Source organism: Streptomyces sp. NPDC050433 (genome assembly GCF_044458565.1).
Lineage (GTDB): Bacteria > Actinomycetota > Actinomycetes > Streptomycetales > Streptomycetaceae > Streptomyces.
This window is the reverse complement of record NZ_JBITIB010000011.1, coordinates 226798-250377: the sequence shown is the minus strand read 5'-3', so window position 1 is coordinate 250377 and position 23580 is coordinate 226798. Positions and strand designations below refer to the sequence as shown.

The window sequence follows — 23580 nt, the reverse complement described above, 5'->3', positions numbered from 1 at the left end:
ACACGACGTCCGGCTCGGCACACCGCAACACAATGCGCGCCCGAACGGCCAGCCGCGACGCCCCCTGCGACCAGCGGACCAGCTGGTCACGCTCGTCAGTGGTCAACACAAACTCGACGGAAGAGCGCCCCGAAAACGACATCCTGAAACCGTAGCAACTTAACGCCAGGATTTCAGGCGCAGGACACTAGGAGTAAAAAGCGGATGTGACTAGGTATTGGAAGTCGTGAACGTTCCTGATGTTCCCGGACCTCGGAGTACGCGGAGGGCGCAGGTCAGGGCCCGCAGGGTCCACCTGTGACGGTGTGCGAAGTGCGAAAGGAGATCAGATGTGGTCGCCAGAAGCTGCCGTCGGCGCGTGACCGTCGGTCTCGCCCATCCAGGCCAGGCACATCCGGTTGAACGCCTGGACCGTCTCCGCCATGTCGACGCTCGGGTCCAGCAGCCATTGCAACTGGAGCCCGTCGGACAGGGCGAGCAGCATCCGCGCCATGTGCCGCGGCTCGACGTCGGGTCGGATCTGTTGCGCCTGCTGGGCCGTGCTCAGACCGGCCTCGATCCGGGCGCTGAGATCCGCGTACCGCTGGGTGAAGAACGCGTGCGCGGGATGGTCCGGATCCGACGCGGCGGCGGACAGGGTGACGAACAGGTCCACCAGGCCCCGCTGTTGGGCGTTGTGCGCCACGGTGCGGGCAACGGCCTCGCCGGGCGACGTCACATCGGCTGTCGCCTCGACGTCCGCCGCGTCCCGCTCGGCCAGCACGGCCAGCAGCAGGTTCTCGCGGGAGTCGAAGTAGTGCAGCACGCCCGCCTGCGACATGCCCACGCGGTCGGCGATCTCCTTGAGCGACGAGCCGCGCTCGCCGTGCTCGCTGAAGACGTCCAGGGCGGCCCGCAGGATTTGCTCCCGGCGTTCGAGGCCCTTGCGGTAAGGGCCCCGGGGCCTGCGTGGTGTGCTCACGATTCGACCGTACTTCACTCATGGCCCCACACCGCCGCCGGGGCGTCGCTGACGGTCACGACGAACGGGGTACGGCAGCCGTGAGGCGTACGTCCGCCGCAGACCGCCCCACCTGGAGGCGATGCGGCCCGGACCGCGCGACCCACCCTCCGTCCGACCAGGTGGTGAGCCGTTCCGGCTCCACCGTGAGGGTGGCAACGACGGCTTCGCTCGGGCCTGCCTCGACGGAGGCGAAGCCGACTAGGCGCCGGGGTTCGCCGTCGTCCAGCGGTTCCAGGTAGGCCTGGACGACCTCGCGTCCCGCGCGCCCGCCGGTGTTACGGATGGTGACCTCGACCGCGAGCCCGCGCGTCAGGTCACCGGTGACGACGCAGTCCTGGTACTCCCAGGTGGTGTACGACAGCCCGTGGCCGAAGGGGAAGAGCGGCGCGGTGTCCGAGGCCTGGTAGGCCCGATATCCGATCAGACCGCCCTCGGTGTAGTCCAGCCGCCCATCGACCGGGTGCGTGGACAGGACGGGCGCGTCCCCCTCGGCGGCGGGGAACGTGGTGGGGAGCCGGCCGCCGGGTTCGGCGCCGGTGAGGATGTCGGCGATGGCGTCCCCACCCTCCTGACCGGGGAACCACGACCAGAGCAGAGCCGCGGGACGGTCGGCCCAGGGGAGGAGGAACGGGGAGCCCGCGTTGACGACGACCGCCGTACGCGGATTGGCGGCGCAGACCCGCTCGACGAGTTCGTCCTGCCGGCCACGCAGGGCGAGGGTCGTTCGGTCGACGTTCTCCGCCTCGGTGTCGGCGTCGCTGCCCACCATGAGCACGACGACGTCTGCCTCCGCCGCAGCGGCGACGGCAGCGTCAAGTTCCCCCTCGTCGCTGCCGCGCGGGACGTCGTACCCGAGACCCAGCAGGGTGATGGGGTACGGGAGATTGCGCTGCGGCCGGACCCGCACCAGGACCTCGGTCTCCCCCCGGTCGGCGGGGAAGACGAAGGTGTGCGAGGGCGGGTTGAGCAGCAGCGAGGCGATGTCGTCGCCCTCCTGGAGCTCGTCGTGCGTTTGCGGGGCTTGGCCGGGGACGTGGAGGGTGTGGTGCCCGGTGCCGAGGACCGAAAGGCGGTGAGTGCCGGAGTCCTGGAGCGTCAGCCGGGTCCGTGCGACCAGTTCCTCGACCCCTTCCCCGAGGTTGAGGGGGAACCAGTAGGCGGCGGGGTCCTGGTGTTCCTCGGACAGCAGCGTCCCGTCCGCCGCCCGGTACTCCAGGCGGACGCCGGGCGCACCGGTCACGGGGTCGGTGGCGGTCGCGGCGTCGAGCGGCAGGAGCTTGGAGTGCGGGAAAACGCCCTGGTGGACGGTGATCTCCACATCCTCGCCGAGTACGTGGCGGAGTCCTGCGAGGGGGGTGACGACGTGCTCGGGGGTGACGTGGGCGCTGCCGCCGCCCTGGGGGGCGAAGCGGATCGCGTTGGGGCCGATGAGCGCGACCTTGCGCAGGGTGTCCGGGTTCAGCGGCAGCAGCCCGTCGTTGCGCAGTAGTACGGAGCCGCGGACCGCCAGCTCCCTCATGCGTGCGTGCGTGTCCTCGGGCTGCAAGGCGGCACCGGGCCCGTCCATGCCGTCGAGGGCACCGACCCGGGCCGCCAGCCGCAGGATGCGGCGCACCTTGTCGTTGATCACGGACTCGGGAACCCGGCCCTGTTCGACGGAGGTCAGCAGGGCGTCGCCCCACGGTCCCTCCGGTCCGGGCATCACTAGGTCGAGGCCGGCGAGGGCGGAGGCATCCGTCGAGCGGGCCGCTTGCCAGTCGGAGACGACCACGCCGTCGAAGCCCCACTCCTCCTTGAGTAGCCCGGTCAGCAGCTCGCGGTTCTCGGTCATGGTCGTGCCGTTGACCGCGTTGTAGGCGGCCATCGCCACCCACGCGCCGGCCTCCCGCACAGCCGCCTCGAACGGCGGCAGGTACGTTTCGCGCAGGGTCCTGGCGTCGATTCGGGCGTCGTAGGTCATGCGCGCGGTTTCGGAGTCGTTGCCGACAAAGTGCTTGACGGTGGCGGCGACGCCCGTCGACTGGACGCCCTTGATGAAGCCGACCGTGGTGCGGGCGGTGAGGAGCGGGTCCTCGGAGTAGCACTCGAAGTGGCGTCCGCCCAGGGGCGAGCGGTGCAGGTTGACGGTGGGGGCGAGCAAGACGTGGATTCCCATGTTCCGTGCTTTGAGGCCCATCAGGCGGCCCGTCTCGTACGCCGTCTCTTCGTCCCACGCCGCGGCGAGGGAGCTGGGGCTGGGGAAGAGCAGGGCGGGCGGGGTGTCGCCGCCGAAGGACGTGCCACGGGGGCCCACGGGCCCGTCGGACAGGGCGAGCGATGCGAGGCCGGCGGCGGCGACCGGTGTCAGGGTCCAGGCGTCGCCGCCGGTGAGCAGGGTCACCTTTTCTTTGAGGGACATGGCTTCGAGGCGCCGGGTGAGATCTGCTTCGTCGGCCGGCTGTCGGCGGGGCATGTGCCGTCCTGCCTTTCGTATTGGTGTCGTGGGAGGTAGGTGGTGCCGGGGCTGCCGTGACGGGGCAGTGGTCGCACGGCGGCCCCGGGGTCTGCGGGACGGCGCGGTCAGAGGGCGGCTATGGCTCCCCCCGCCTCGACGTCCTCCGCCCGGCGCAGCCGAGGAACGAGGGCGACGGCGAGCAGTCCGAACACGGCGAGGCCGGCGCCGAGGAGCATCGCGTTCTTGTAACCGGCATCGAGATAGAACCGCGTGCCCTGGACGATGGTGCTGTTCTGGGCCAGGACCACGTACACGAGTTGGGTGACGACCGTCGTCAGCATCCCCTGGAGCATGCCTTGCAGCCCGTTGGCGGTGGCCTGCTCCTCCGGCGTGACCGCCTCGATGATCAGCACTGGGATGGACGCCACGATCAGGCCCATGGCGAGGGCGGAGATGGTGCCCAGGAGCATGAGCTGGATGTCCGTGTAGTGCCACTGCCGCTGGAGCATGAAGCCGACGGCGGCGAGCAGGGCGCCCAGACCCAGCGGAAGCCGGGCGTCCACCTTGCGCAGCAGAACACCGGTGCCGAAGCCGGCCACCAGGATGAGAATGCTGGCGGGGATCCCGATGACCGCGAAGTGCGTGGCGGTCATGCCCAGGCCGTCGGAGGCACCAGGAATCTTCGGGTAGAGCACCAGCAGCTGGCTGATCACGCCGGTTCCGAAGAGCGTGGCGCCAACGAGAGCAGTGGCCAGGAAGACTGTCCACACCGAGCGACGGGACATCATGGCCAGGTGGAACAGCGGATGGGCGCTTTTGGCGTCGGTGAACCCGTAGAGCAGTACGGCCAGGACGCCGCCGAGGATGAACGCGAGCGTGCCGAGGTCGGTCCAGCCCCACTCGCCCCCCTTGCCGATGCCGTACGCGAGGCCGGCCGCGCCACCGCCCAGCAGCAGCCCGCCGAACCAGTTCACCTTCGTCCGCTCGACGCGCTGCGGGGTCTCCGGAACGACGGTGAGCAGGAGCACCAGGCCGATGGCGGTGGCGATGGTCAAGGTCCACAGGACGCCTCGGAACCCGTAGCTGTCGAGCACCCAGCCGGTGAGGAAGGGGCCGCCGAGGGCCACGAAGGCGATGCCGCTGCCGATCATTCCGCTCGCGGCGCCGACCTGCTTGGGCGGGAAGAGTTCGCGGACACTGGCATAGGCGAGGGCGGCGATAGGGCCGTAGAAGCCTGCGATACCCCGGCCGACCAGAAGCATGCTGTAGTTGGTGGCGACCGCCGCGATGATGTCGCCGACCAGGCCCAGCACGGTGATGACGATCATGACGTTGCGCTTGCCGTAGAAGTCGGCGAACTTCACGACGAACGGCGTGATCACCGTGGCGACCAGCGCGTTGACCAGGATGAACCAGCCGATCTCCGTCGTGCGGAAGTGCAGCGCGACGGAGGCCTGGGCGTTGCCGCCGAGCAGACCGGTCAGGGAGAGCAGCTGGGTGGGCCACATGAGGGCCAGCGCGATGAGAGCCAGGCGGGTTCCCATGCCGGACCTGCCGGGTCCTTCGGCCGGGGAGGGCGCGGTCGCAGGGGGCGGGGAGGGCGTGGTGGAGGAAGGCACGGCGGTGTGACCTCTCGTCGGAGGGGAGGACTGCGCGGCTCGGCGGTCCTGCGGAAGTTGACCTCGTCGGGTTTGGGGGAGCCCGGGGCGGCGGGGCGGTGGTGACGGGAACGTTTCCGTCGGAGCCCGGCAGCGCAGGTGAAGGGCACGGGCAACGATCACGTCTCCGTACTCCGTGATTGGAACCTTTCAGTTCCGCGGCGGTCATGGTGGGAGATGCCCTGTTGCGCGTCAACCCTTCTCTCGTCTGTTTGTTCATGGCGTGACATCGCGGGTAGCGGCTTGGGATGCAACCCCCGCTGTCGACCCCCTGATCGGTCGGATCAGCAGTGAACGAGAAGTTCACGCGTTGGAAACCTAGCGACATTCGGGATTCGTGACTAGGGTTTCGGCCAGGGATTCTGAGCGACCCGCCTGGATGGTCGATCCCCCTCCGCGGGCGCGGGTCGGATTTTCGGCTCTTTGTTTGAATCGATTCAGTCAATGTTGGTGATTCATGATGTCCGTGAGCACCCCCGTGCCCGGCGTGAGAAGTGAGGACGCTTCGTGAGGCAGGAAACCCGCCACCAGACGGGCACCGTGACCGGGGTCAGGTTCGAGCACGTACGCGATGCGCTGGGTATCGGTACCGGGCGCCCGCGGCTCTCGTGGACCACGCTCACAGAGGCCGGTGACTGGCGCCAGGTGGCGTACGAGGTGGAGCTGACCGCCGAGGACAGCGGCCTTCCGGTCACCACCGTCAAGGTCGACTCGGCCGACTCCGTCCTGGTGCCCTGGCCTTTCGAGCCGCTCCCGGCCCGCGCACGAGGCACTGTCCGGGTCCGTGTCACGGGCTCCGATGGCGAGTTCTCGGCGTGGAGCGACCCGGCCGTGGCGGAGGTCGGCCTGCTCGCCGCCGAGGACTGGTCGGCCGTCTTCGTCACGCCGGAGTGGGACGAGGACCCGCAGGCGGACCAGCCCTCGCCGATGCTGCGCCGCGAGTTCGACGTGCAGGGGCCCGTGCGTTCGGCCCGCCTGTACGCCACCGCCCTCGGCGTCTACGAGGCGGAGATCAATGGCAGCCGCGTCGGCGACGACGTCCTCGCGCCCGGCTGGACGGCGTACGACAAGCGCCTGCGCTACCAGACGTTTGACGTCACCGCCCTGCTGCGCCCCGGCCGCAACGCGATCGGCGCGACCCTGGCCGACGGCTGGTTCCGCGGGCGCCTCGGCTTCGACGGCAAGACCCGTGCCGTCTATGGCGACCGGCTTGCCCTCCTTGCCCAGCTGGAGGTGGTGTACGAGGACGGCACGACCGAGCGCGTCACGACCGATGGCTCATGGTGCGCCGCGACCGGCCCGATCATCTCCTCCAGCATCTACGACGGCGAGGCGTACGACTCCCGCCTGGAGCGCTCCGGCTGGTCGGAGCCCGGCTACGACGAGTCGGGCTGGCGCGGTGTGCACACAATCGAGCGAGACCTGGACACGCTGGTCGCCCCCGACGGCCCGCCCGTGCGCCGGACCGAGGAGATCGCCCCGGTCTCCGTGACGACGACACCGTCCGGCAGGACCGTCCTGGACTTCGGGCAGAACGTCGTGGGCCGACTGCGCCTGACCGTCTCCGGCGAGAGCGGCACTGTCATCACGCTGCGGCACGCCGAGGTTCTGGAGGACGGGGAGCTGTGCACCCGGCCGCTGCGCCACGCCGCCGCGACCGACACCTATACCCTGCGCGGCGTGGGCACCGAAGTCTTCGAGGCGCGCTTCACCTTCCACGGCTTCCGGTACGCCGAGATCGCCGGGGACTCCGACGACTTCGATCCGACGACCGTACGCGCCGTCGTCCTCCGCTCCGACCTGGAGCGCACCGGCACGTTCGAGTGCTCCGACCCGCTGGTCAACCAGCTGCACGACAACGTCGTACGGAGCATGCGCGGCAACTTCCTCGACATCCCCACCGATTGCCCGCAGCGCGACGAGCGCCTCGGCTGGACCGGCGACATCCAGGTCTTCGCGCTCACCGCCTCCTTCCTCTACGACAGCGCAGGCTTCCTTACCTCCTGGCTCGCCGACCTCGCCGCCGAGCAGGGCGAGAACGGTGGCGTGCCGTTCGTGGTGCCCAAAGTGGTGGCGGGCGCCGAGACGCCCACCGCGGCCTGGGGAGACGCGGCCACCCTGGTGCCGTGGGCGCTGTACGAGCGGTACGCGGACACCGGCATCCTCGCCACGCAGTACCACTCAATGCGCGGCTGGGTCGACCATGTCGCCTCGCTCGCGGGCGACAACCACCTGTGGGACAGCGGCTTCCAGTTCGGAGACTGGCTCGACCCGACGGCGCCCGCCGGACGGCCCGAGGCTGCGGCGACCCCGGGTGAACTCGTCGCGACCGCCTACTTCGCGCGCTCCACCGAGGTCCTCGCCCGCACCGCCGAACTCCTGGGCCGCACCGAGGACGCCGAGCGCTATCGCGCCCTGGCCGACGAGGTCCGGGCCGCGTTCCGCCGGGAGTACGTTACGGCCTCGGGCCGGATGATGTCCGATGCGCCGACCGCGTACGCCCTCGCCCTCTGCTTCGACCTGCTGGACACCGACGAACAGCGCGCCCACGCGGGTACCCGCCTCGCCCAGCTCGTCCGCGCCAACGGACACAAGATCGCCACAGGCTTCGTCGGCACCCCGCTGATCTGCGACGCCCTAACCCGCACCGGCCACACCGACACGGCGTACCGGCTGCTGCTCCAGCAGGAGTGCCCGTCCTGGCTGTACCCGATCACGATGGGTGCGACCACCATCTGGGAGCGCTGGGACAGCATGCTCCCGGACGGCACCGTCAACCCGAGCGGGATGACGTCCTTCAACCACTACGCGCTGGGCGCGGTCGCCGACTGGCTGCACCGCACAGTCGCCGGTCTCGCCCCCGCCGAGCCCGGTTACCGTCGCTTGCGGGTCGAGCCACGCCCCGGCGGTGGACTCACCCACGCACGCGCTGGTCTGCGCACGCCGTACGGCCAGGCCGAGGTGTCGTGGTCCCTGGTCGAAGGCGAGCTGACCGTAGAGACGCTCGTGCCGCCGAACACCACGGCCGAGATCCTGCTGCCCGGAGCCGAGGAGGTCACGGTGGTGTCGGGGCGGCACAGCTGGACCGTGCTCTTCGCAGGCGACGAGGTGGAGCTGAAGCCGCTGTCCGTGGACATGTCGGTCGACGATCTGCTCGCCCGCGAGGACGCCGCCCGTGTCTTCAAGGAAGTGCTCATCGCCCATGTCCCGGAGGCCGCCGATTTCATCGACAGCGGCTCCGGCGGTCCGACCGGAATGACGGTGCGGGTGATCGCCGGAATGCTGCCAAGCGGCGAGAAGTTCCTGGCCGACCTCGAAGAGCGGTTCGCTGAACTGGACGGCCGCGTCTGACCGTGGCCCGTACGACGAACCCGGCCGGCACCACGCCGACCGTCGAGGCCACGCCGGTCATGGCAGCCCCCGCGAGCAGCACCGGCATCCCCGCGAGGATCCACGGCTTGCGCCGGCCTGTGCGGGCAGTGGTGTTGTCGCTGAGCACACCGAAGACCAGCCCGGACGCGATGCTCACCAGGGTGCCGAAGCCGACCACCAGGCCGAGGCTCCTGGTCTTGCCGTCCGGGTCGACGTCCTCCAGTTGGATGGCGAGCGACACCAGCAGCGGGGTCATCACCGCGAGATAGAGGCCCAGGTAGGCGATCACGTAGAGGGTGATGAAGCGGTTGCCGATCGGAGCGGGACCGTCGTGCAGGGGTCTCGACTCCTTGACGGGAAGAGGGAGTTCGGCTGCGGGTTGTGACATGTCTTCGGCCTCCGGCCGTTCGGGCATGTCTGTGTCCGGTGCGGGGAGGTAAGGGCACGGGCACTGGGCTGGGGACGTGACCGGGGCTAGATCACTGGTGGGTGCCGCCGTCGATGCGGATCTCGGTGCCGGTGATGAAGGCGCCGTCGTCGGAGACGAGCATTGCTACGACGCCGGCGACGGTGTCGGGTGAGCCGAGGCCTTCGCCGAGGGCCGGGGTGAGTTTGGTGAAGAGGTTCCAGTCGGTGTTTTCGGGGACGAGCGAGAGGATGTTCTCGGTGATGCCGCTGGTGATGCTGCCCGGGTTGATGTTCACCGCGCGCAGGCCCTGCTTGCCGTACTCCTGGGCGATGGCGTGCGTGAAGGACAGGATTCCGCCCTTGCTCGCGGAGTACGCGGCCATGAAGGGGTGGGCGAACTGGGCGGAGGTGGAGCTGAAGTTGACCACCACGCCCCGGCCTGTTTCCAGCAGGGCGGGCAGCGCCGCCCGGGTCACCAGGAAGGTGCCGGTGAGGTTCACGGTGATGATCCGGTTCCACAGGTCCAGGGAGCACTCGTGGGTGTGGGCTCCGCGCAGCATGCCGGCGACGTTGACCAGGGCGTCCAGTCCGCCGAGTCCGGCGATGGCGTCTGCCACGACGGTGCTTACCGCGTTCTCGTCGGAGACGTCGAGGACGGCCGTGCGGAGCCGGCCGCTGGTTCCGGTCTTGGCGGCGAGTCCGGCGGTCTCCGCCAGGCCGTCCTCGGCGATGTCGGTGGCGACGACGTGGGCTCCCTCGTTGAGGAGCCGGAGGGTGGTCGCCCGGCCAATGCCGGAGGCGGATCCGGTGACGAGTATGCGGCGGCTGTCCAGACGTTCCATGCGGGTTACCTCTTGCTTATGTTTTCTGGGGGATTCCGGCGTGGCAGGCGCACGGAAGGAACACGCCTGAGACAGGCGTCATGGGTGGGGGCCGAGGAAGCGGCTCTGTGCGCGCCAATTCGCGCACGCTTCGTCGAACAACTCTAAAGCCAAAAAGCGAAGGAAGCTAGGTTTTCGATGCCTTGGGTGTCGCACGACCCATGCGTCGCTCCCGCCGCCGTCATCACTGCGTATCCGGGCACCCCTTCGGGCCGTACACGGCGTCCTTTCCGCCGTTGACGACGAAGTGCCGTCCCCGCACTCGACCACCTTGCCGACGGCCTTCGCGCCTGCGGCGCCCCCGTGGAGTACCGCAGAACCGATGCTGGAGGACACGGATATGGGCAAGGGCACGCTGGCCGAAGGCTGGCTCAGCCACGCTGTCGCGTTCTGGTGATCTCACTCCACCGCTGGCTGAGTACACGCTCACCCGCAGGGGTGCGCCGCCCGTGCGACCGGCTCGGGCCGGGCGACGTGAGCGAACCGGAGGTATCGCAGAGTGTTGAGCACCGGTGTTCTGGGCCGTGTTTTAGGTTGTGCGGGCGGCCAGCCATTTGGTGAGGTTCGCCCGCGATCCGGCCGATAGCGGTCTCGACGCTGACGTCGTGCTCGCGGCGATTGGTGTCGCGCTGAACGACTTCATAGCCGCCCTCGTCCAGCACGGAAACCGAGGCGAACCAGTCGGGTTCGTCCTCGTCCGGCTGGATGACGACGAAGGTGTTGCCCGCGTCGTTCAGGTCGCTGATGAGCATGAACAGGGCGTCCTCGGAGGGGTCGTCGATGTGGTCGCCGTTCTCGCTGTCGGCGCCGTAGTACTCAGCGGCCACAGGCCCTCCTTGTCCGTGCTGCTCAAATCCGGTGGTCAGCATGGCATGGACGGACGGCCCGTCCCGCTGGGCGACGCATCTCACAGCAGCTACGTGACGTCGGGCTTAGTCCATTGACTTTGTCGAGTGATAAAGTCTGGCGACCGGATGGTCGCGGTATTGCCTGCCGTTCCGTGCACCCGCCCCTGCCCGCAGGGGTATCGCGCGGACCCCTGCGCGAAAGGACCCCAGCTCATGCGTGTGTTCATGAACGAACCGGTCGAGAGGATGGACGGGCCCTACGCCCGGCGCTGGTGGGCGCTGCTCGTGCTCTGTTTGAGCCTGCTGATGATCGTGATGGCCAACACCGCCCTCACGGTCGCGGCTCCCTCCATGACCCAGGACCTCGGCCTGACCAGCACAGACCTGCAGTGGGTGATCGACGGCTACACCATCCCTTACGCCGCCCTGATGCTGCTGTTCGCCGCGATCGGCGACAAGTACAGCCGACGCGGCGCGCTCGTTCTCGGGCTCGTCCTGTTCGGCGGCGGAGCAATATGGGGTTCATTCGTCGACAGCGCGGCCGGAGTCATCTCCACCCGTGCCGTGATGGGTGTCGGCGCGGCGCTCATCATGCCCGCCACGCTCTCCCTCCTCGCCGCGACCTTCCCGCGCGCCGAGCGGACCAAGGCGATCACCTTGTGGGCGGGCACCGCCGGTTTCGCCATCGCCGCCGGACCGCTGATCGCTGGCATGCTGTTGGAGAGCTTCAGCTGGCAGTCCACCTTCCTGATCAACGTTCCCGTGGTCGTCCTCGTACTCGTCGGCACCTTCGTCCTGGTGCCGCCGTCCAAGGCCACGCGCGCCCCGCGGATCGACTACGCTGGCGGACTGCTGTCAGTTGTGTGGATCGCCGCGCTGGTCTTCACGCTCATCGAGGCCCCGCACGGCTGGGAGGCCAAGGCGGTCACGGGTGCGGTCGTCACGGTCGCGGGGCTCGTGGCGTTCGTCCTCTGGGAGCTGCACCACCCGCACCCCCTCCTCGACCTGCGCCACTTCGCGAACCGCGCGTTCACCGGTGCCAACATCGCCGTCGTACTGTTCCTCCTCGCAATCTTCGGCGCCTTCTACTACCTCACCCAGCACCTCCAGTTTGTCCTGCAATACGACGCGTTGGAGACCGGCATACGCATGCTGCCACTCGCCGGCGCGGTCTTCGCCGGCTCCGTGCTGACCGGCTACCTCACCCCGCGCATCGGCAGGAAAGCGACGATCGTCGCGGGCATGGTCGGCGGCACGATGGCACTCGCGCTGCTCACCCAGGTCGACAAGGCATCGTCGTACGGCGACTTCGTGGCCCCCCTCATCGCACTCGGGCTCGCGATGGGCCTGGCGCTCTCGCCCTGCACGGACGCGATCATGGGTGCGTTCCCCGAGGAGGAGCTGGGCGTGGGCAGCGCGGTAAACGACACCTCGCAGGAACTGGGCGGGGCGATCGGCATCGCCATCCTCGGTTCGCTGCTGTCGACCTCGTACTCGTCGAACCTGTCGGACGCGACCGCCGGCAGCAAGCTCCCGGCCGACGCGCTGAGCCAGGCGCAGGACTCGGTCGCCGCCGGGTACGGGGTCGCCGAGGGCATCGGAGACCAGGCACGGCAGCTCGCCGAACAAGCAGCGCGGGCGACCGACCCGCAGCAGGCCGCGCAGCTCCAGGAGCAGGCCGGCCAACTCACCAACGGCGCCCACCAGATGGCGGACGCGGTCGGCTCGTCCTTCGCGGACGCGGTGGCTCACACCAGCCTGGTGGGCGCGGCGATCCTCGGAGTGGGGGCAGTGTCCGTGGCCCTCCTACTTCCGGGCAAGGGCCGTAGTGCAGAAGCGGGGGCGGAGAATACGGCCAAGGCTGGAGCAGAGATCAAGACCTCGGTCGCTCAGGAGAAGGAGCCCGAGTTCACTCGCTCGAATCCGTGATCCCCCGTCGTGTTCCTCGCGGTCCCGACAGAGGGCCGCCGGCCTCCGGGCCCGGTGTGACTGTTCCCCTGTCGATCGGTCGGCCTGGGGGTGGTGTCACCGGGCTCGAGGCGTGCGCTGCCCCGAGTTTCGTGGAGTCCGGGGCCTGCCCCGAGTTGGGTGGAGTCGGGACAGCTGATTTCACGGGGCCGACGGGGGTGCACGCCGTACGAGGACGAGCACGCTGTCGATCGCGACGTCCCGCCGCACGGCCTCGGCTCGGAACAGCCGAATCAGCGAGCTGACGATCCACTTCGCCCGTGCCTTCGGCCCGCGTCAAGAGCGAGTACGACGTGGCGCCGGGGCAGTACCGCGCGAGCTGGCACCCATGTTCAGAGGCCCCGGAACCAGACTCCACCGCCGGTCGTCGTCGAGCTCGGTCAGAACGCCGGGACGGCCACGAGACTCAGCTGACCGCGTGCCAGCGCCACAACGGCGGCGATGAAGGCTTGCAGGCACGTTGTCTCAGCCTCTTCGCCGGGGTGGGTCAGGCGCTGCATAACGAGCCCGTCGAAACCGGAGAGGAAGAACCGCGCGACTGTTTCTGCGGGCTGGGCCAAGGGTTGACCTGCGCGCTCGGCCGCCTGCGTCACGAGCCTCGCCGTCACCTCGACCACGCCACGATAGTGGCTCTCAAGGGCTTCGTTGAGAGCGGGCGTGCGGAGTGCGAACATGCTCAGCTCCGAGAGGAGGAGGTGGTGGCCTGGCTCCTCGCGCACCGTCCTCCAGAGGGCTGAGGCCAATGTGCCGACCGTCTCCTCGAATCCGGCATCCTCCGGAACGGCCTGCTCGACCTGCGCCAGCAGCTCCGCCGTGAGCTGTTCCATGACGGCGCGGTAGAGCTCCTCCTTCGTGCCGAACGTGTAGTGCACGGTGGCTTGAGCGACGCCCAGTTCGGTGGCGATGGCACGTGTGCTTCCGGCCGAGACTCCTTCTCTCGTCATGAGGTCGATGGCTGCTTTGATCAGTTGAGGGCGGCGCTCGGCCGCTGGGACGTGAGCCATGGGCTCATATTACCGACTTAGTCTCACGAGCAAGTCGATTGAACAAGCAGCTGTTGGTCCCCTACGAGTGGGCGCGTTGGTGGCATTGGGTGGGTGTCAGCGGGACAGGGTGCTGGGTGCCTGGTCATGGATAGTTGCGGGCAGGTCCGCTGCCATGAGGTGACCAAGGCTGCTGTTTTCCGGCCAGTGTGGGGTAGGCCGGCTGTCGTGGAGGTGGCTGTTCCTATCGTTTGAAGGACAACCGCAGCGACGCCCGCGAGACTCGGACTCGGCAGTGGACTGGTGCCGTGCCGGACGCCCGCCCGGCAGAGACCGCCCGGACACGCCCTAGATGAATGAGTCCAAGGGTTCGCCTGCGGACATGGCGCGAGGGCGCCCATGGTCAGTGTGTGAAGACAGACCTGGACACCCTCGCAACGGCACTGTACGCCCGGATCGACGACGAGTTGAAGGCTTCGCCGTGGCTGGCCCCGTGGCGTCCGAAGGTCGGGATCACGCCCACGCTCAGTGACGCGGAACTGCTCACGCTCGCGGTGATGTCAGCGCTGCTCGGCTACACCTCCGAGCGGCGCTGGCTGCGCCGCGTCGACCGTGACTTCCGCGGCCTGTTCCCCTACGTGCCCCGGCAGTCCGGCTACGGCAAGCGGCTGCGTGCCGCATCATCCCTGCTCACCAGCATCATCCGGATCCTCGCCCGGGACACCTCGCTGTGGAGCGACGATGTGTGGCTGGTCGACTCAACCCCGGTCGGCTGCGGCTGCTCCCGGGAGACCGCCAGGCGTTCGGACCTGGCCGGCTGGGCCCAGTACGGCTACTGCGCGTCGCACTCCCGGTACTTCTGGGGTCTGCGCCCGCACCTGGTCTGCACACTCGGCGGTTTGCCGGTCCTGTTCGCGCTGACCGGCGCGAAGGCCGACGAACGCGAAACCCTGCGCGACATGCCCGACACCGCACCCGAGGTCCAGGCCGGCCATCCGCGACAAACGATCATCGGCGACAGGAACTACTACGGCCGGGAGTTCGAGCGCGATCTCACCGAACGTGACCTGAAGTTGCTCCGTCCGGCTCGCAAGGGCGAGTCGGAGCGGGCCAACGCGCACCTGTTCAAACCGCTCCGGCAAGTCATCGAGTCGATCAACCAGACCTTCAAGGGCCAACTCGACCTGGAACGACACGGAGGCAGGACCCCAGCCGGGGTGACCGTCAGGATCCTCCTCCGCATCCTCGCGTTAACCGCCGCGATCTGGCACAACGACAAAACCGGGCAACCCGTCAAACGATCCCTGGTCGCCTACGATCACTGACCGCGACGACAGCCCTTGGACTCATTCATCTAGTCGAAGATCGGGCCCTGCGTGCGGGTGCGCTTGATCTCGAAGAAGCCGGGAATCGAGGCGACCATCAGCGTGCCGTCCCACAGCTTGGCCGCCTCCTCGCCCTTGGGCGCGGGGGTGACGACCGGGCCGAAGAAGGCGATCTGCTCGCCGTCCGAGCCGGGCACCGCGATCACCGGGGTGCCGACCTCCTGGCCGACCTTGTCGATGCCCTCCTTGTGGGAGGCGCGCAGCTCGGTGTCGTACGTGTCCTTGTCCGCGTAGTCGATGAGGTCCGCCGGCAGGCCGACATCGGCCAGGGCCGCGGCGATGGTCTCCAGACTGTTGCCCTCCCCCTTGTTGTGGATGCGGGTACCGAGGGCGGTGTAGAGCTTGCCGACGACCTCGTGGCCGTGCAGCTGCTGGGCGGCGATCACGACGCGGACCGGGGCCCACGCGGCCTTCATGCCCTCCCGGTACTGCTCGGGAAGCTCGTCGAGCTTCGGCTCGTTCAGTACGGCCAGGCTCATGACGTGCCAGGTGACCTCGACGTTCCTGACCTTCTCCACCTCAAGCATCCAGCGGGAGGTCATCCAGGCCCACGGACAGATCGGGTCGAACCAGAAGTCGACCGGCGTCCTGGTATTCGTCTCACTCATGGGCGTGTCTCTCCTCGGAAAAGAACGGGTGCGGTCAATCGACGGGCAACGTATCGGGGAACACCAAGGGCCGCCGCGGTCATTCCCGGAGCCTTCCTGTCACTTGCCCCGTGGGAGAATTCGAACCGTTGTAGGCAAAAGCACACACGAGGAGTGCCCGTGCCCGGTGAGAATCTGTCCCGCGACGAGGCCCGCGAGCGGGCCGAGCTGCTGTCCGTCGACGGGTACGAGGTCGCCCTCGATCTCCGTTCGGCGGTCGGTGAGGCGCCGGACGGAGTACCGGGAGCGGCACGCGCGGCACGCACCTTCCGCTCCGTGACGACGATCCGCTTCCGGTCGGCGCGTCCCGGCGTGGCCACCTTCGCCGATCTGGTGGCACCGAGCGTGACGTCGCTGACGCTGAACGGGCGGGCACTCGACCCGTCCGCCGTCTTCGACGGCGCCCGGATCGCGCTGCACGAGCCGGCTGCGGAGAACGTGCTGGTCGTGGACGCGCAGTGTGCCTACAGCCGTACGGGCGAGGGCATGCACCGCTTCGTCGACCCGGAGGACGGCGAGGTCTACCTCTACACGCAGTACGAACCGGCCGACGCGCGCCGGGTCTTCGCCACCTTCGAACAGCCCGATCTGAAGGCACCGTTCAGCTTCGAGGTGACCGCGCCGGAGGGCTGGACGGTCTGGAGCAACGGCGAGACGACCGTCTCCGGCGCCGACACCGGCGTGTGGACGTTCGCCGAGACCAAGCCGATCTCGACGTACATCACGGCTGTCGTGGCGGGGCCGTACCACCACGTGACCGATATGTACCGGCGCACGCTGCCCGACGGCGGCACCCTGGAGATCCCGCTCGGCGCGCTGTGCCGCAAGGGCCTCGCCCGGCACTTCGACGCCGACGACATCTTCCTGGTGACCAAGCAGGGCCTGGACTTCTTCCACGACAACTTCGACTACCCGTACCCCTTCGGGAAGTACGACCAGGCGTTCGTGCCGGAGTACAACATCGGCGCGATGGAGAACCCCGGCTGTGTGACCTTCCGCGAGGACTTCGTCTTCCGGGGCCGGGTCACACAGGCGTCGTACGAGCGCCGTGCGAACGTCCTCCTGCACGAGATGGCGCACATGTGGTTCGGCGACCTCGTGACGATGCGGTGGTGGGACGACCTGTGGCTGAAGGAGTCGTTCGCCGACTTCATGGGCGCGCTGTCGCTGGCGGAGGCAACGCGCTTCAGCGACTCGTGGGTCACCTTCGCCAACAGCCGCAAGTCGTGGGCGTACCGCGCCGATCAGCTGCCGTCCACGCATCCGATCACGGCCGACATCCGTGACCTGGAGGACGCCAAGCTCAACTTCGACGGCATCACGTATGCCAAGGGCGCGTCGGTGCTGAAGCAACTCGTCGCGTACGTGGGGCGCGAGGCGTTCCTGGAAGGCGCGCGGCGCTACTTCAAGCGGCACGCGTACGGGAACACCCGGCTGGAGGATCTGCTCTCCGTCCTGGAGGAGACGTCAGGGCGCGACATGACGTCGTGGGCGCGCTCCTGGCTTCAGACGGCGGGCGTCAACTCCCTGACCCCGGCGGTCACTTACGACGCATCGGGGCGGGTGACGGAGCTGGCCGTGCTCCAGGAGGCCACCGCGTCGCACCCCGAACTGCGCCCGCACCGGGTGGCCGTGGGGCTGTACCGGCGCGAGAGCGTGGCCGCCGAACTGGTGAGATACGCGCGCGCCGAGGTCGACGTCGACGGGCCGCGTACGGTCGTCACGGAGCTGGCCGGGGCCGAGCGGCCCGATCTGATCCTGGTCAACGACGACGACCTGACGTACTGCAAGATCCGTTTCGACGAGGGCTCGCTGGAGACGCTGCGGGAGCACCTCGGCGAGCTCACCGACCCGCTGGCGCGGGCGCTGTGCTGGTCGGCGCTGTGGAATCTGACGCGCGACGGGCTGATGCCGGCACGGGACTTCATCGCTCTGGTGCTGCGGTTCGCCGGGCGGGAGTCGGACATCGGCGTCCTGCAGATGCTGCACGCCTGGGCGCTGGGGGCGCTCATCCACTACGCGGCGCCGGGGTGGCGCGAGGAGGGCGCGACGGCGCTGGCGGAAGGCGCGCTGGGCGAGCTGCGGCTGGCCGAGCCGGGCAGCCAGCACCAGCTGACGTGGGCGCGGTTCTTCGCGTCGACGGCCACGTCGGACTCCGATTTCCAGCTGCTCCAGGGCCTGTTGGCGAACACGGCGAAGATCGACGGCCTCGATGTCGACCAGGAGCTGCGCTGGAGCTTCCTGCGTCCGCTGGCCTCGCACGGCCTGGCCGACGAGTCGGTGATCGCGGCGGAACTGGCCCGTGACGACACGGCGTCCGGCAAGCGCCACCAGGTCCGCTGTCTGGCCGCGCGGCCCTCGGAGGAGGTCAAGGCGACCGCGTGGTCGGACGTCGTCGACTCCGACGCCCTGTCGAACGCGCTGGTGGAGGCGACGATCTCGGGCTTCTCGCAGCCGGGGCAGCGGGGGTTGACCGCGCCGTACGCGGAGAAGTACTTCGAGGTGATCGAGGGGGTGTGGGCCGAGCGTTCGATCCAGATCGGCATGGATGTCGTACGGGGTCTGTACCCGAGCCTCCAGGACCGGGAGGAGACGCTACGCGCCACGGACACCTGGCTCACCACCCACCCGGACGCCCCACCGGCCTTGCGCCGCCTGGTACTTGAGGCACGGGACGACCTGGCACGCGCGCTCAGGGCCCAGTCCTGCGACGCGACGGCGGCAACGCGGTCGTCGACCTGAGCCGGCCGGGTTGGTGCGACCTGGTCCTCGTGCTGACCGGTCCGTCCTCAAGCGCCGGACGGGCTGGGTGGTTGCGGTGGTTGCCGGGTGCCGCTCCGGGGTCATGGCCGGACGGCATGATTTACGGCGCGTGCCCCGTTCGTTGGCCCCGAGGGAGCCGGGCTTTCCACACGCCACAAATCAGCCTGAGTGTCCGACCACGACCCCTGCGCGTCCCCCTTCCCCGCGCGGGGTAAGGGGGACGGCGCCCGGCCACCCAGCGGTCTTGCACGGATGCCGTGGCGGCGTGAGGGGGGCGGGGTCGCAGGAGGGGTGTGTCCGGACACTCAGGCTGATTTGTGGCGCGTGAACAAGAAGGGTCAGCGGATCCAACGAGGCCTGCACGCGCCGTAAATCATGCCGTCCGGACATACCCCTCCGGAGACCCCGAACCCCGCCCCCGACCAACGAACCCGCACCCCGGAAACCCCCGCAACCGCCGGACGGCAACCCGCCCCGCCTGATCGGCAGTCGAACGTCCGTACTTTAGGACGAGCTTGTCCGGATTTGTCGACAGGCCGGTAACAGCGGTTAGCGGGCGGGCCGTTCGCGGGGAAGCACCCGGCATGAACAACTCCTCCACCCCCTCCCCGCTCTCCCCCCGCCCGCTCAGCCACCTCGACGGCGCGCACCCGCGCGTGCTGTCCGTCGCGCAGTTGCGCGAACACGGGGTCGGCGCGGGTCGTGCCGTCGCGCACTGTGTGCCCGGTGGGCCCTGGCAGCAGTTGCTGCCGGGGGTGTTTCTGCTGCACCAGGGGCCGCCGACCAGCCAGGAGCGCCTGCACGGCGCCTTGTTGTACGCGGAACGACGGCCGGCCGGCGGCGTGGCGCGCGGGGACGTACCGGTCCAGCCAGCCCGCCCGGCCGGAACGTCGGACAGCACCGCCATGATCACCGGGCTCGCCGCCCTCACCCTGCACGGCGTCCCGTCGGCCCCCTCGCTGACCTCCCTGCCCCACATCGACGTCCTCGCCCCCCGTACCCGCCGCCTGCGCTCCGCCGGCTTCGTCCGCATCGTGCGCGCCCACGCCCTGCCCGCCGCGCAGCGCGTCACCGGCCTCCCCGTGGCGCCCGTCGCACGCGCGCTGGCCGACGCGGTGGCCGGGCTCACCGACGCGGTGGTCGTACGCCGGCTGCTCACCGAGGCAGTGCGGGAGGGGCATTGCGAACCTGCCTCCGTCGTACGGGAGTTGAGCCAGGCCCGGCTGCTGTCCCGGCCGCATGTGGTGGACGCGGTCGACTCGCTGCTCGCCGCCGGACGGGCGCTCGCCGAGGGCCGGCTCTACGAGATGGTGCGGACGTACGGGCTCCCCGAGCCGGTCTGGAACGTCGACCTGCGCCTGCCGGGCGGCCCGCATCTCGGCGGCGTCGACGCCTACTGGCCCGACCACGCGGTCGCCGTGGAACTGGACACCCGCGCGCCGCGCCACGGCAGCGCGCCGCAGGACGACGCCGAGTGGGCCGAGTGCGCCCGTAAGCGCGAACACCTGGAGCGGCTCGGTGTCGCGGTCGTCCATCTGACGCCCAGGAAGCTGCGGGACGCGCTGGAGTTGCAGGCAACGGTGGTCCGTACGGCCCTGCTCGCGGCGGCCGACCGGGAGCCCCCGGCGCGGGTGGTCGTACTGCCGAGGTGACGGCCACCGACAGCGGCCGGGCCGAAGTAAGCCCGGATATCGGCTGGTTGGTCCTCGTTGGCGGATGGCGCCCCGTGGCGGATGTACGCCACCGCCCCTTCCCTACACCGACAGCTCTCCACAAACCCTGGTCATTTACGCAAAGCTGAGCGGTCATCCGGTACCGAAATCCGGACTGTCTCTTTCACAACCAGGGATGCTGATGACCTCCGAATCCGAGAGCTCCATATCCGGTCCGAGACGCGTGGCTCGGGTCGCCGCCGCCACGGGTCTGGCCGCCGCGCTGATAGCCACCGCCGCGCTGCCCGTATTCGCCGCTCCGGCCGCCGACGACCCGGCCGCCTCCGCACCTGTGAAACCCGCCAAGTCCGCCTCCGAGAAGCTCGGTTCGGCCGATGTCGAGCTGCTCGACAAGGCCGTCGCCGAGGGCGACAAGAACGTCACCGTCATGGTGGCCACGGCTCCGGGCCAGACCGAGCAGGTCTCCGACCAGTTCGACGCCGTGTCCGGCGCGGTGGTCGGCAAGACGTACGACAAGCTCGGTTACGTACGGGCCACCCTGCCCACGGCCAAGGCCGAGACCGCGCTCAAGGCGGCCGGCAAGCTCTCCTCCGTCCACGGCATCGACCTCAAGCACGAGATCGAGCTTGACGACCCCACGCCCGCCGCCGACACGGTGAAGGGCGTCGCGAAGGCCGAGGGCGCCCTGGCCGCGACGGCTCCGGGCGCGAACACCCCGGCGAAGAACCCGTACAACCCGTCCTTCGAGACCGGTGCGGTCGACTTCGTCAAGCAGAACCCGAAGGCCGACGGCCGCGGGGTCACCATCGGCATCCTCGACTCGGGCATCGACCTGGGCCACCCGGCGCTGCAGAAGACCACCACAGGCGAGCGCAAGATCGTCGACTGGGTGACGGCGACGGACCCGGTCAACGACGGTGACGGCACCTGGCGTCCGATGCAGCTCGACGTCAAGGGCCCGTCGTTCACGGTCAACGACCGGACGTACTCGGCCCCGGCCGGGAACTACAAGTTCAACCTGTTCTCCGAGGCCGCCACGCGCGGCGGCGACATGGCCGGGGACCTGAACCGGGACGGTGACACCACCGACGTCTGGGCGATGCTGTACGACCCGGGCACCCGGACCGTGCGCGTCGACCTCAACAACGACGCCAAGTTCGGCAACGACACAGTCATGAAGCCGTACCGGAACGGCTTCCAGATCGGCTACTTCGGTGAGGACAACCCGAAGACCGAGATCGTCGAGCGCATCCCGTTCGTCGTCGAGGTCCGCGAGGACGTCGTCAACAACTCGGGCGTCAAGTCCGACTACGTCAACATCGGTGTCATCGAGGGCTCGCACGGCACGCACGTCGCCGGCATCACCGCCGCCAACAGCCTGTTCGGCGGCCAGATGAACGGCGCGGCGCCCGGCGCCCAGCTGGTCTCTTCGCGCGCCTGCACCTGGAGCGGCGGCTGCACCAACATCGCCCTCACCGAGGGCATGGCCGACCTCGTCATCGAGCGCGGCGTGGACATCGTCAACATGTCCATCGGCGGACTGCCCGGTCTGAACGACGGCAACAACGCGCGGGCCGAGCTGTACAACCGGCTCATCGACACCTATGGCGTCCAGATCGTGATCTCCGCGGGCAACGACGGCCCCGGCACCAACACCATCAGCGATCCCGCCGTAGCGGACAAGGTCATCTCGGTCGGCGCCTCCATCTCGAAGGAGACCTGGGCGGCGAACTACGGATCGGTCGTCACGACCGACTACGACATGATGCCGTTCTCCGCCCGCGGTCCCCGTGAGGACGGCGGCTTCGCGCCGATCATCACCGCCCCCGGCGCCGCCATCAACAGCACGCAGACCTGGTACCCCGGCGGCCCCGTCGCCGAGGCCGGGTACCAGCTGCCGCCCGGCTACTCGATGCTCCAGGGCACCTCGATGGCCTCGCCGCAGGCGACCGGCGCGAGCGCGCTGCTGCTCTCGGCGGCCAGGCAGCAGGGGATCGAGCTGACTCCCGCGAAGCTGCGGACGGCGCTCACCTCCACCGCCACCAAGATCGCCGGCAAGAAGGCGCACGAGCAGGGCGCGGGCCTCGTCGACGTCGTCGGCGCGTGGGACGCGGTCAAGGACGGCGCGAAGGCCAACGAGTACAGCGTCAAGGCCCCGGTCGACACCTCGATCGACTTCGCGCTGAAGACGCCGGGCTTCGGCACGGGTCTGTACGACCGCGAGGGCGGCCTCCAGGCCGGCAAGAGCCGGACGTACGACGTCACCATCACCCGCACCACCGGTCCCAAGCGCCTGGTGGAGCACCAGCTCAACTGGAAGTACAACGACGGCACCTTCAAGCTGCTGAGCAGCAAGACGGTCAAGCTGCCGCTGAAGCAGCCGGTCACCGTCACCGTGCAGGCCCGGCCCGACCAGGCCGGCGCGCACAGCGCCATCCTCGAACTGGACGACCGCTCCACCACCGGCGTGGACAAGCAGATCCTCACCACGGTGGTCGTCTCCAAGAAGCTGGCGAAGCCCTCGTACACGTACTCGTCGCTGGGCTCGGTCGAGCGCAACGGCACGGAGTCGTACTTCGTCACCGTCCCCGAGGGCGCCAAGACCCTTGAGGTCGCGCTCGGCGGACTCGCGGAGGGCAGCCAGACCCGCTTCATCAGCCTCCACCCGCAGGGTGTGCAGATGGAGAGCAGCTCGACGATCTTCTGCTACCCGAACTACAACAACCCGGCCAACACCTGCCGTCCGGACCTGCGTTCGTACACGGATCCGACGCCGGGCGTCTGGGAGATCGAGGTCGAGTCGCGTCGTACGTCGCCGCTGCTGAACAACCCGTACAAGCTGGACGTCAGCGTGCTGGGTGCCTCCTTCGAGCCGGCGGTCACCACGCTCCCCGAGGCCAGGATCGGTACGCCGACCGCGGTCGAGTGGACCGTCACCAACGGCTTCGCCGCCGTGGACGGCAAGCTCACGGGCGGCTCGCTCGGCTCGGCGAAGGTCGACCGTCCCTCGATCGCCCACAACGAGAGGACGGAGACGACCGTCACCCTCGGTGAGGGTGTCGAGCGGCTCGACGTGGCCATCGGCGGTGTCTCGGACACCAAGGCGGACCTGGACCTCGCGGTCTACCGGGACGGCGTGCTGGTCGGACAGGCCGCCGACGGTGACTCCGAGGAGGCCGTGAGCCTGGTCGAGCCGGCGGCCGGTGAATACACCTTCGTGGTGCACGGCTACTCGGTCCCGGCCGGGACCACCGAGTACGACTACCGGGACGTTTTCTACTCGGCGTCGCTCGGCGAGGTCACGGTCGGCGACGCTCCGGTGAAGCTGGCCAACGGCGCGTCGGCGGAGGTCTCCGCCGAGGTGACGGTGGCCGGCGCGGCTCCGGAGGGCCGGCAGTTCTTCGGTGAGGTCCAGCTGCTGAACGCGCGCGGTACGGCCGCGGGCGCCGGCAGTGTCGTGATCGAGAAGGTCGTGCCGTAACGGCCCGTACGTAGTACGCAGGGATACGCGGTACGAGGGGCGGGCGTCCGGACGGGCGCCCGCCCCTTACGTATGC

The 23580-nt window shown here is 69.2% G+C and carries 12 protein-coding genes and 2 pseudogenes; 6 read left to right on the top strand and 8 right to left on the bottom strand.

Features of this window, described 5'->3' with window-relative positions:
- Positions 1-325: 325 nt before the first annotated feature.
- From ACIBLA_RS16290 to ACIBLA_RS16280, 3 genes are all read right to left on the bottom strand, one after another.
- Positions 326-961 carry a TetR/AcrR family transcriptional regulator gene (locus ACIBLA_RS16290; protein ID WP_363242447.1) on the bottom strand — a complete coding sequence of 212 codons (636 nt, stop codon included), beginning with the start codon at positions 959-961 and terminating at the stop codon, positions 326-328.
- A gap of 55 nt (positions 962-1016) precedes the next feature.
- The gene (locus tag ACIBLA_RS16285; RefSeq protein WP_399198958.1) at positions 1017-3455 is read right to left on the bottom strand and encodes a beta-glucosidase; all 2439 of its coding nucleotides are present in this window, start codon (positions 3453-3455) and stop codon (positions 1017-1019) included.
- 107 nt (positions 3456-3562) lie between these two features.
- Complete coding sequence (locus ACIBLA_RS16280; protein WP_363242449.1) at positions 3563-4981, bottom strand: MFS transporter; 1419 nt, start codon at positions 4979-4981, stop codon at positions 3563-3565.
- Positions 4982-5602: 621 nt separating this feature from the next.
- Between ACIBLA_RS16280 and ACIBLA_RS16275 the strand changes: the two genes are divergently transcribed.
- Entirely contained in the window at positions 5603-8446 is a 2844-nt protein-coding gene (locus tag ACIBLA_RS16275) for a glycoside hydrolase family 78 protein (protein WP_399198957.1), read from the top strand.
- Between the two features lie 76 nt (positions 8447-8522).
- Here the strand turns inward: ACIBLA_RS16275 and ACIBLA_RS16270 are convergent.
- From ACIBLA_RS16270 to ACIBLA_RS16260, 3 genes and pseudogenes are all read right to left on the bottom strand, one after another.
- Positions 8523-8723: pseudogene (locus ACIBLA_RS16270) on the bottom strand (MFS transporter); the annotation flags it as partial.
- A 223-nt stretch (positions 8724-8946) separates the two neighbouring features.
- Positions 8947-9717 carry an SDR family NAD(P)-dependent oxidoreductase gene (locus tag ACIBLA_RS16265; RefSeq protein WP_363242451.1) on the bottom strand — a complete coding sequence of 257 codons (771 nt, stop codon included), beginning with the start codon at positions 9715-9717 and terminating at the stop codon, positions 8947-8949.
- A 568-nt stretch (positions 9718-10285) separates the two neighbouring features.
- A pseudogene (locus tag ACIBLA_RS16260) lies at positions 10286-10625 on the bottom strand (hypothetical protein).
- Between the two features lie 192 nt (positions 10626-10817).
- Here ACIBLA_RS16260 and ACIBLA_RS16255 point away from each other — a divergent pair.
- Positions 10818-12533, top strand: coding sequence for an MFS transporter (locus ACIBLA_RS16255; protein ID WP_399198956.1), 1716 nt, complete (start codon positions 10818-10820; stop codon positions 12531-12533).
- A 419-nt stretch (positions 12534-12952) separates the two neighbouring features.
- Here ACIBLA_RS16255 and ACIBLA_RS16250 read toward each other — a convergent pair whose 3' ends face one another.
- On the bottom strand, positions 12953-13576 hold the full coding sequence (locus ACIBLA_RS16250) for a TetR family transcriptional regulator (RefSeq protein WP_363242453.1): 624 nt from the start codon (positions 13574-13576) through the stop codon (positions 12953-12955).
- A 389-nt stretch (positions 13577-13965) separates the two neighbouring features.
- Here ACIBLA_RS16250 and ACIBLA_RS16245 point away from each other — a divergent pair, with 389 nt between their 5' ends.
- A complete protein-coding gene (locus ACIBLA_RS16245; protein ID WP_399198955.1) occupies positions 13966-14880 on the top strand; it encodes an IS982 family transposase in 915 nt (304 codons plus the stop codon).
- Between the two features lie 29 nt (positions 14881-14909).
- Here ACIBLA_RS16245 and ACIBLA_RS16240 read toward each other — a convergent pair whose 3' ends face one another.
- Complete coding sequence (locus ACIBLA_RS16240) at positions 14910-15548, bottom strand: DsbA family protein (protein WP_363246908.1); 639 nt, start codon at positions 15546-15548, stop codon at positions 14910-14912.
- A gap of 159 nt (positions 15549-15707) precedes the next feature.
- Between ACIBLA_RS16240 and pepN the strand changes: the two genes are divergently transcribed.
- The 3 genes from pepN (at position 15708) to ACIBLA_RS16225 (ending at position 23504) form a co-directional block, all read left to right on the top strand.
- Positions 15708-18329, top strand: a complete 2622-nt coding sequence (pepN, locus tag ACIBLA_RS16235; RefSeq protein ID WP_399198954.1) for an aminopeptidase N — start codon at positions 15708-15710, stop codon at positions 18327-18329.
- Positions 18330-18934: 605 nt separating this feature from the next.
- Positions 18935-20002: a hypothetical protein gene (locus ACIBLA_RS16230; RefSeq protein WP_399198952.1), complete on the top strand. Its 1068-nt coding sequence runs from the start codon at positions 18935-18937 to the stop codon at positions 20000-20002.
- A 196-nt stretch (positions 20003-20198) separates the two neighbouring features.
- A complete protein-coding gene (locus ACIBLA_RS16225) occupies positions 20199-23504 on the top strand; it encodes a S8 family serine peptidase (protein ID WP_399198951.1) in 3306 nt (1101 codons plus the stop codon).
- Positions 23505-23580 lie beyond the last annotated feature (76 nt).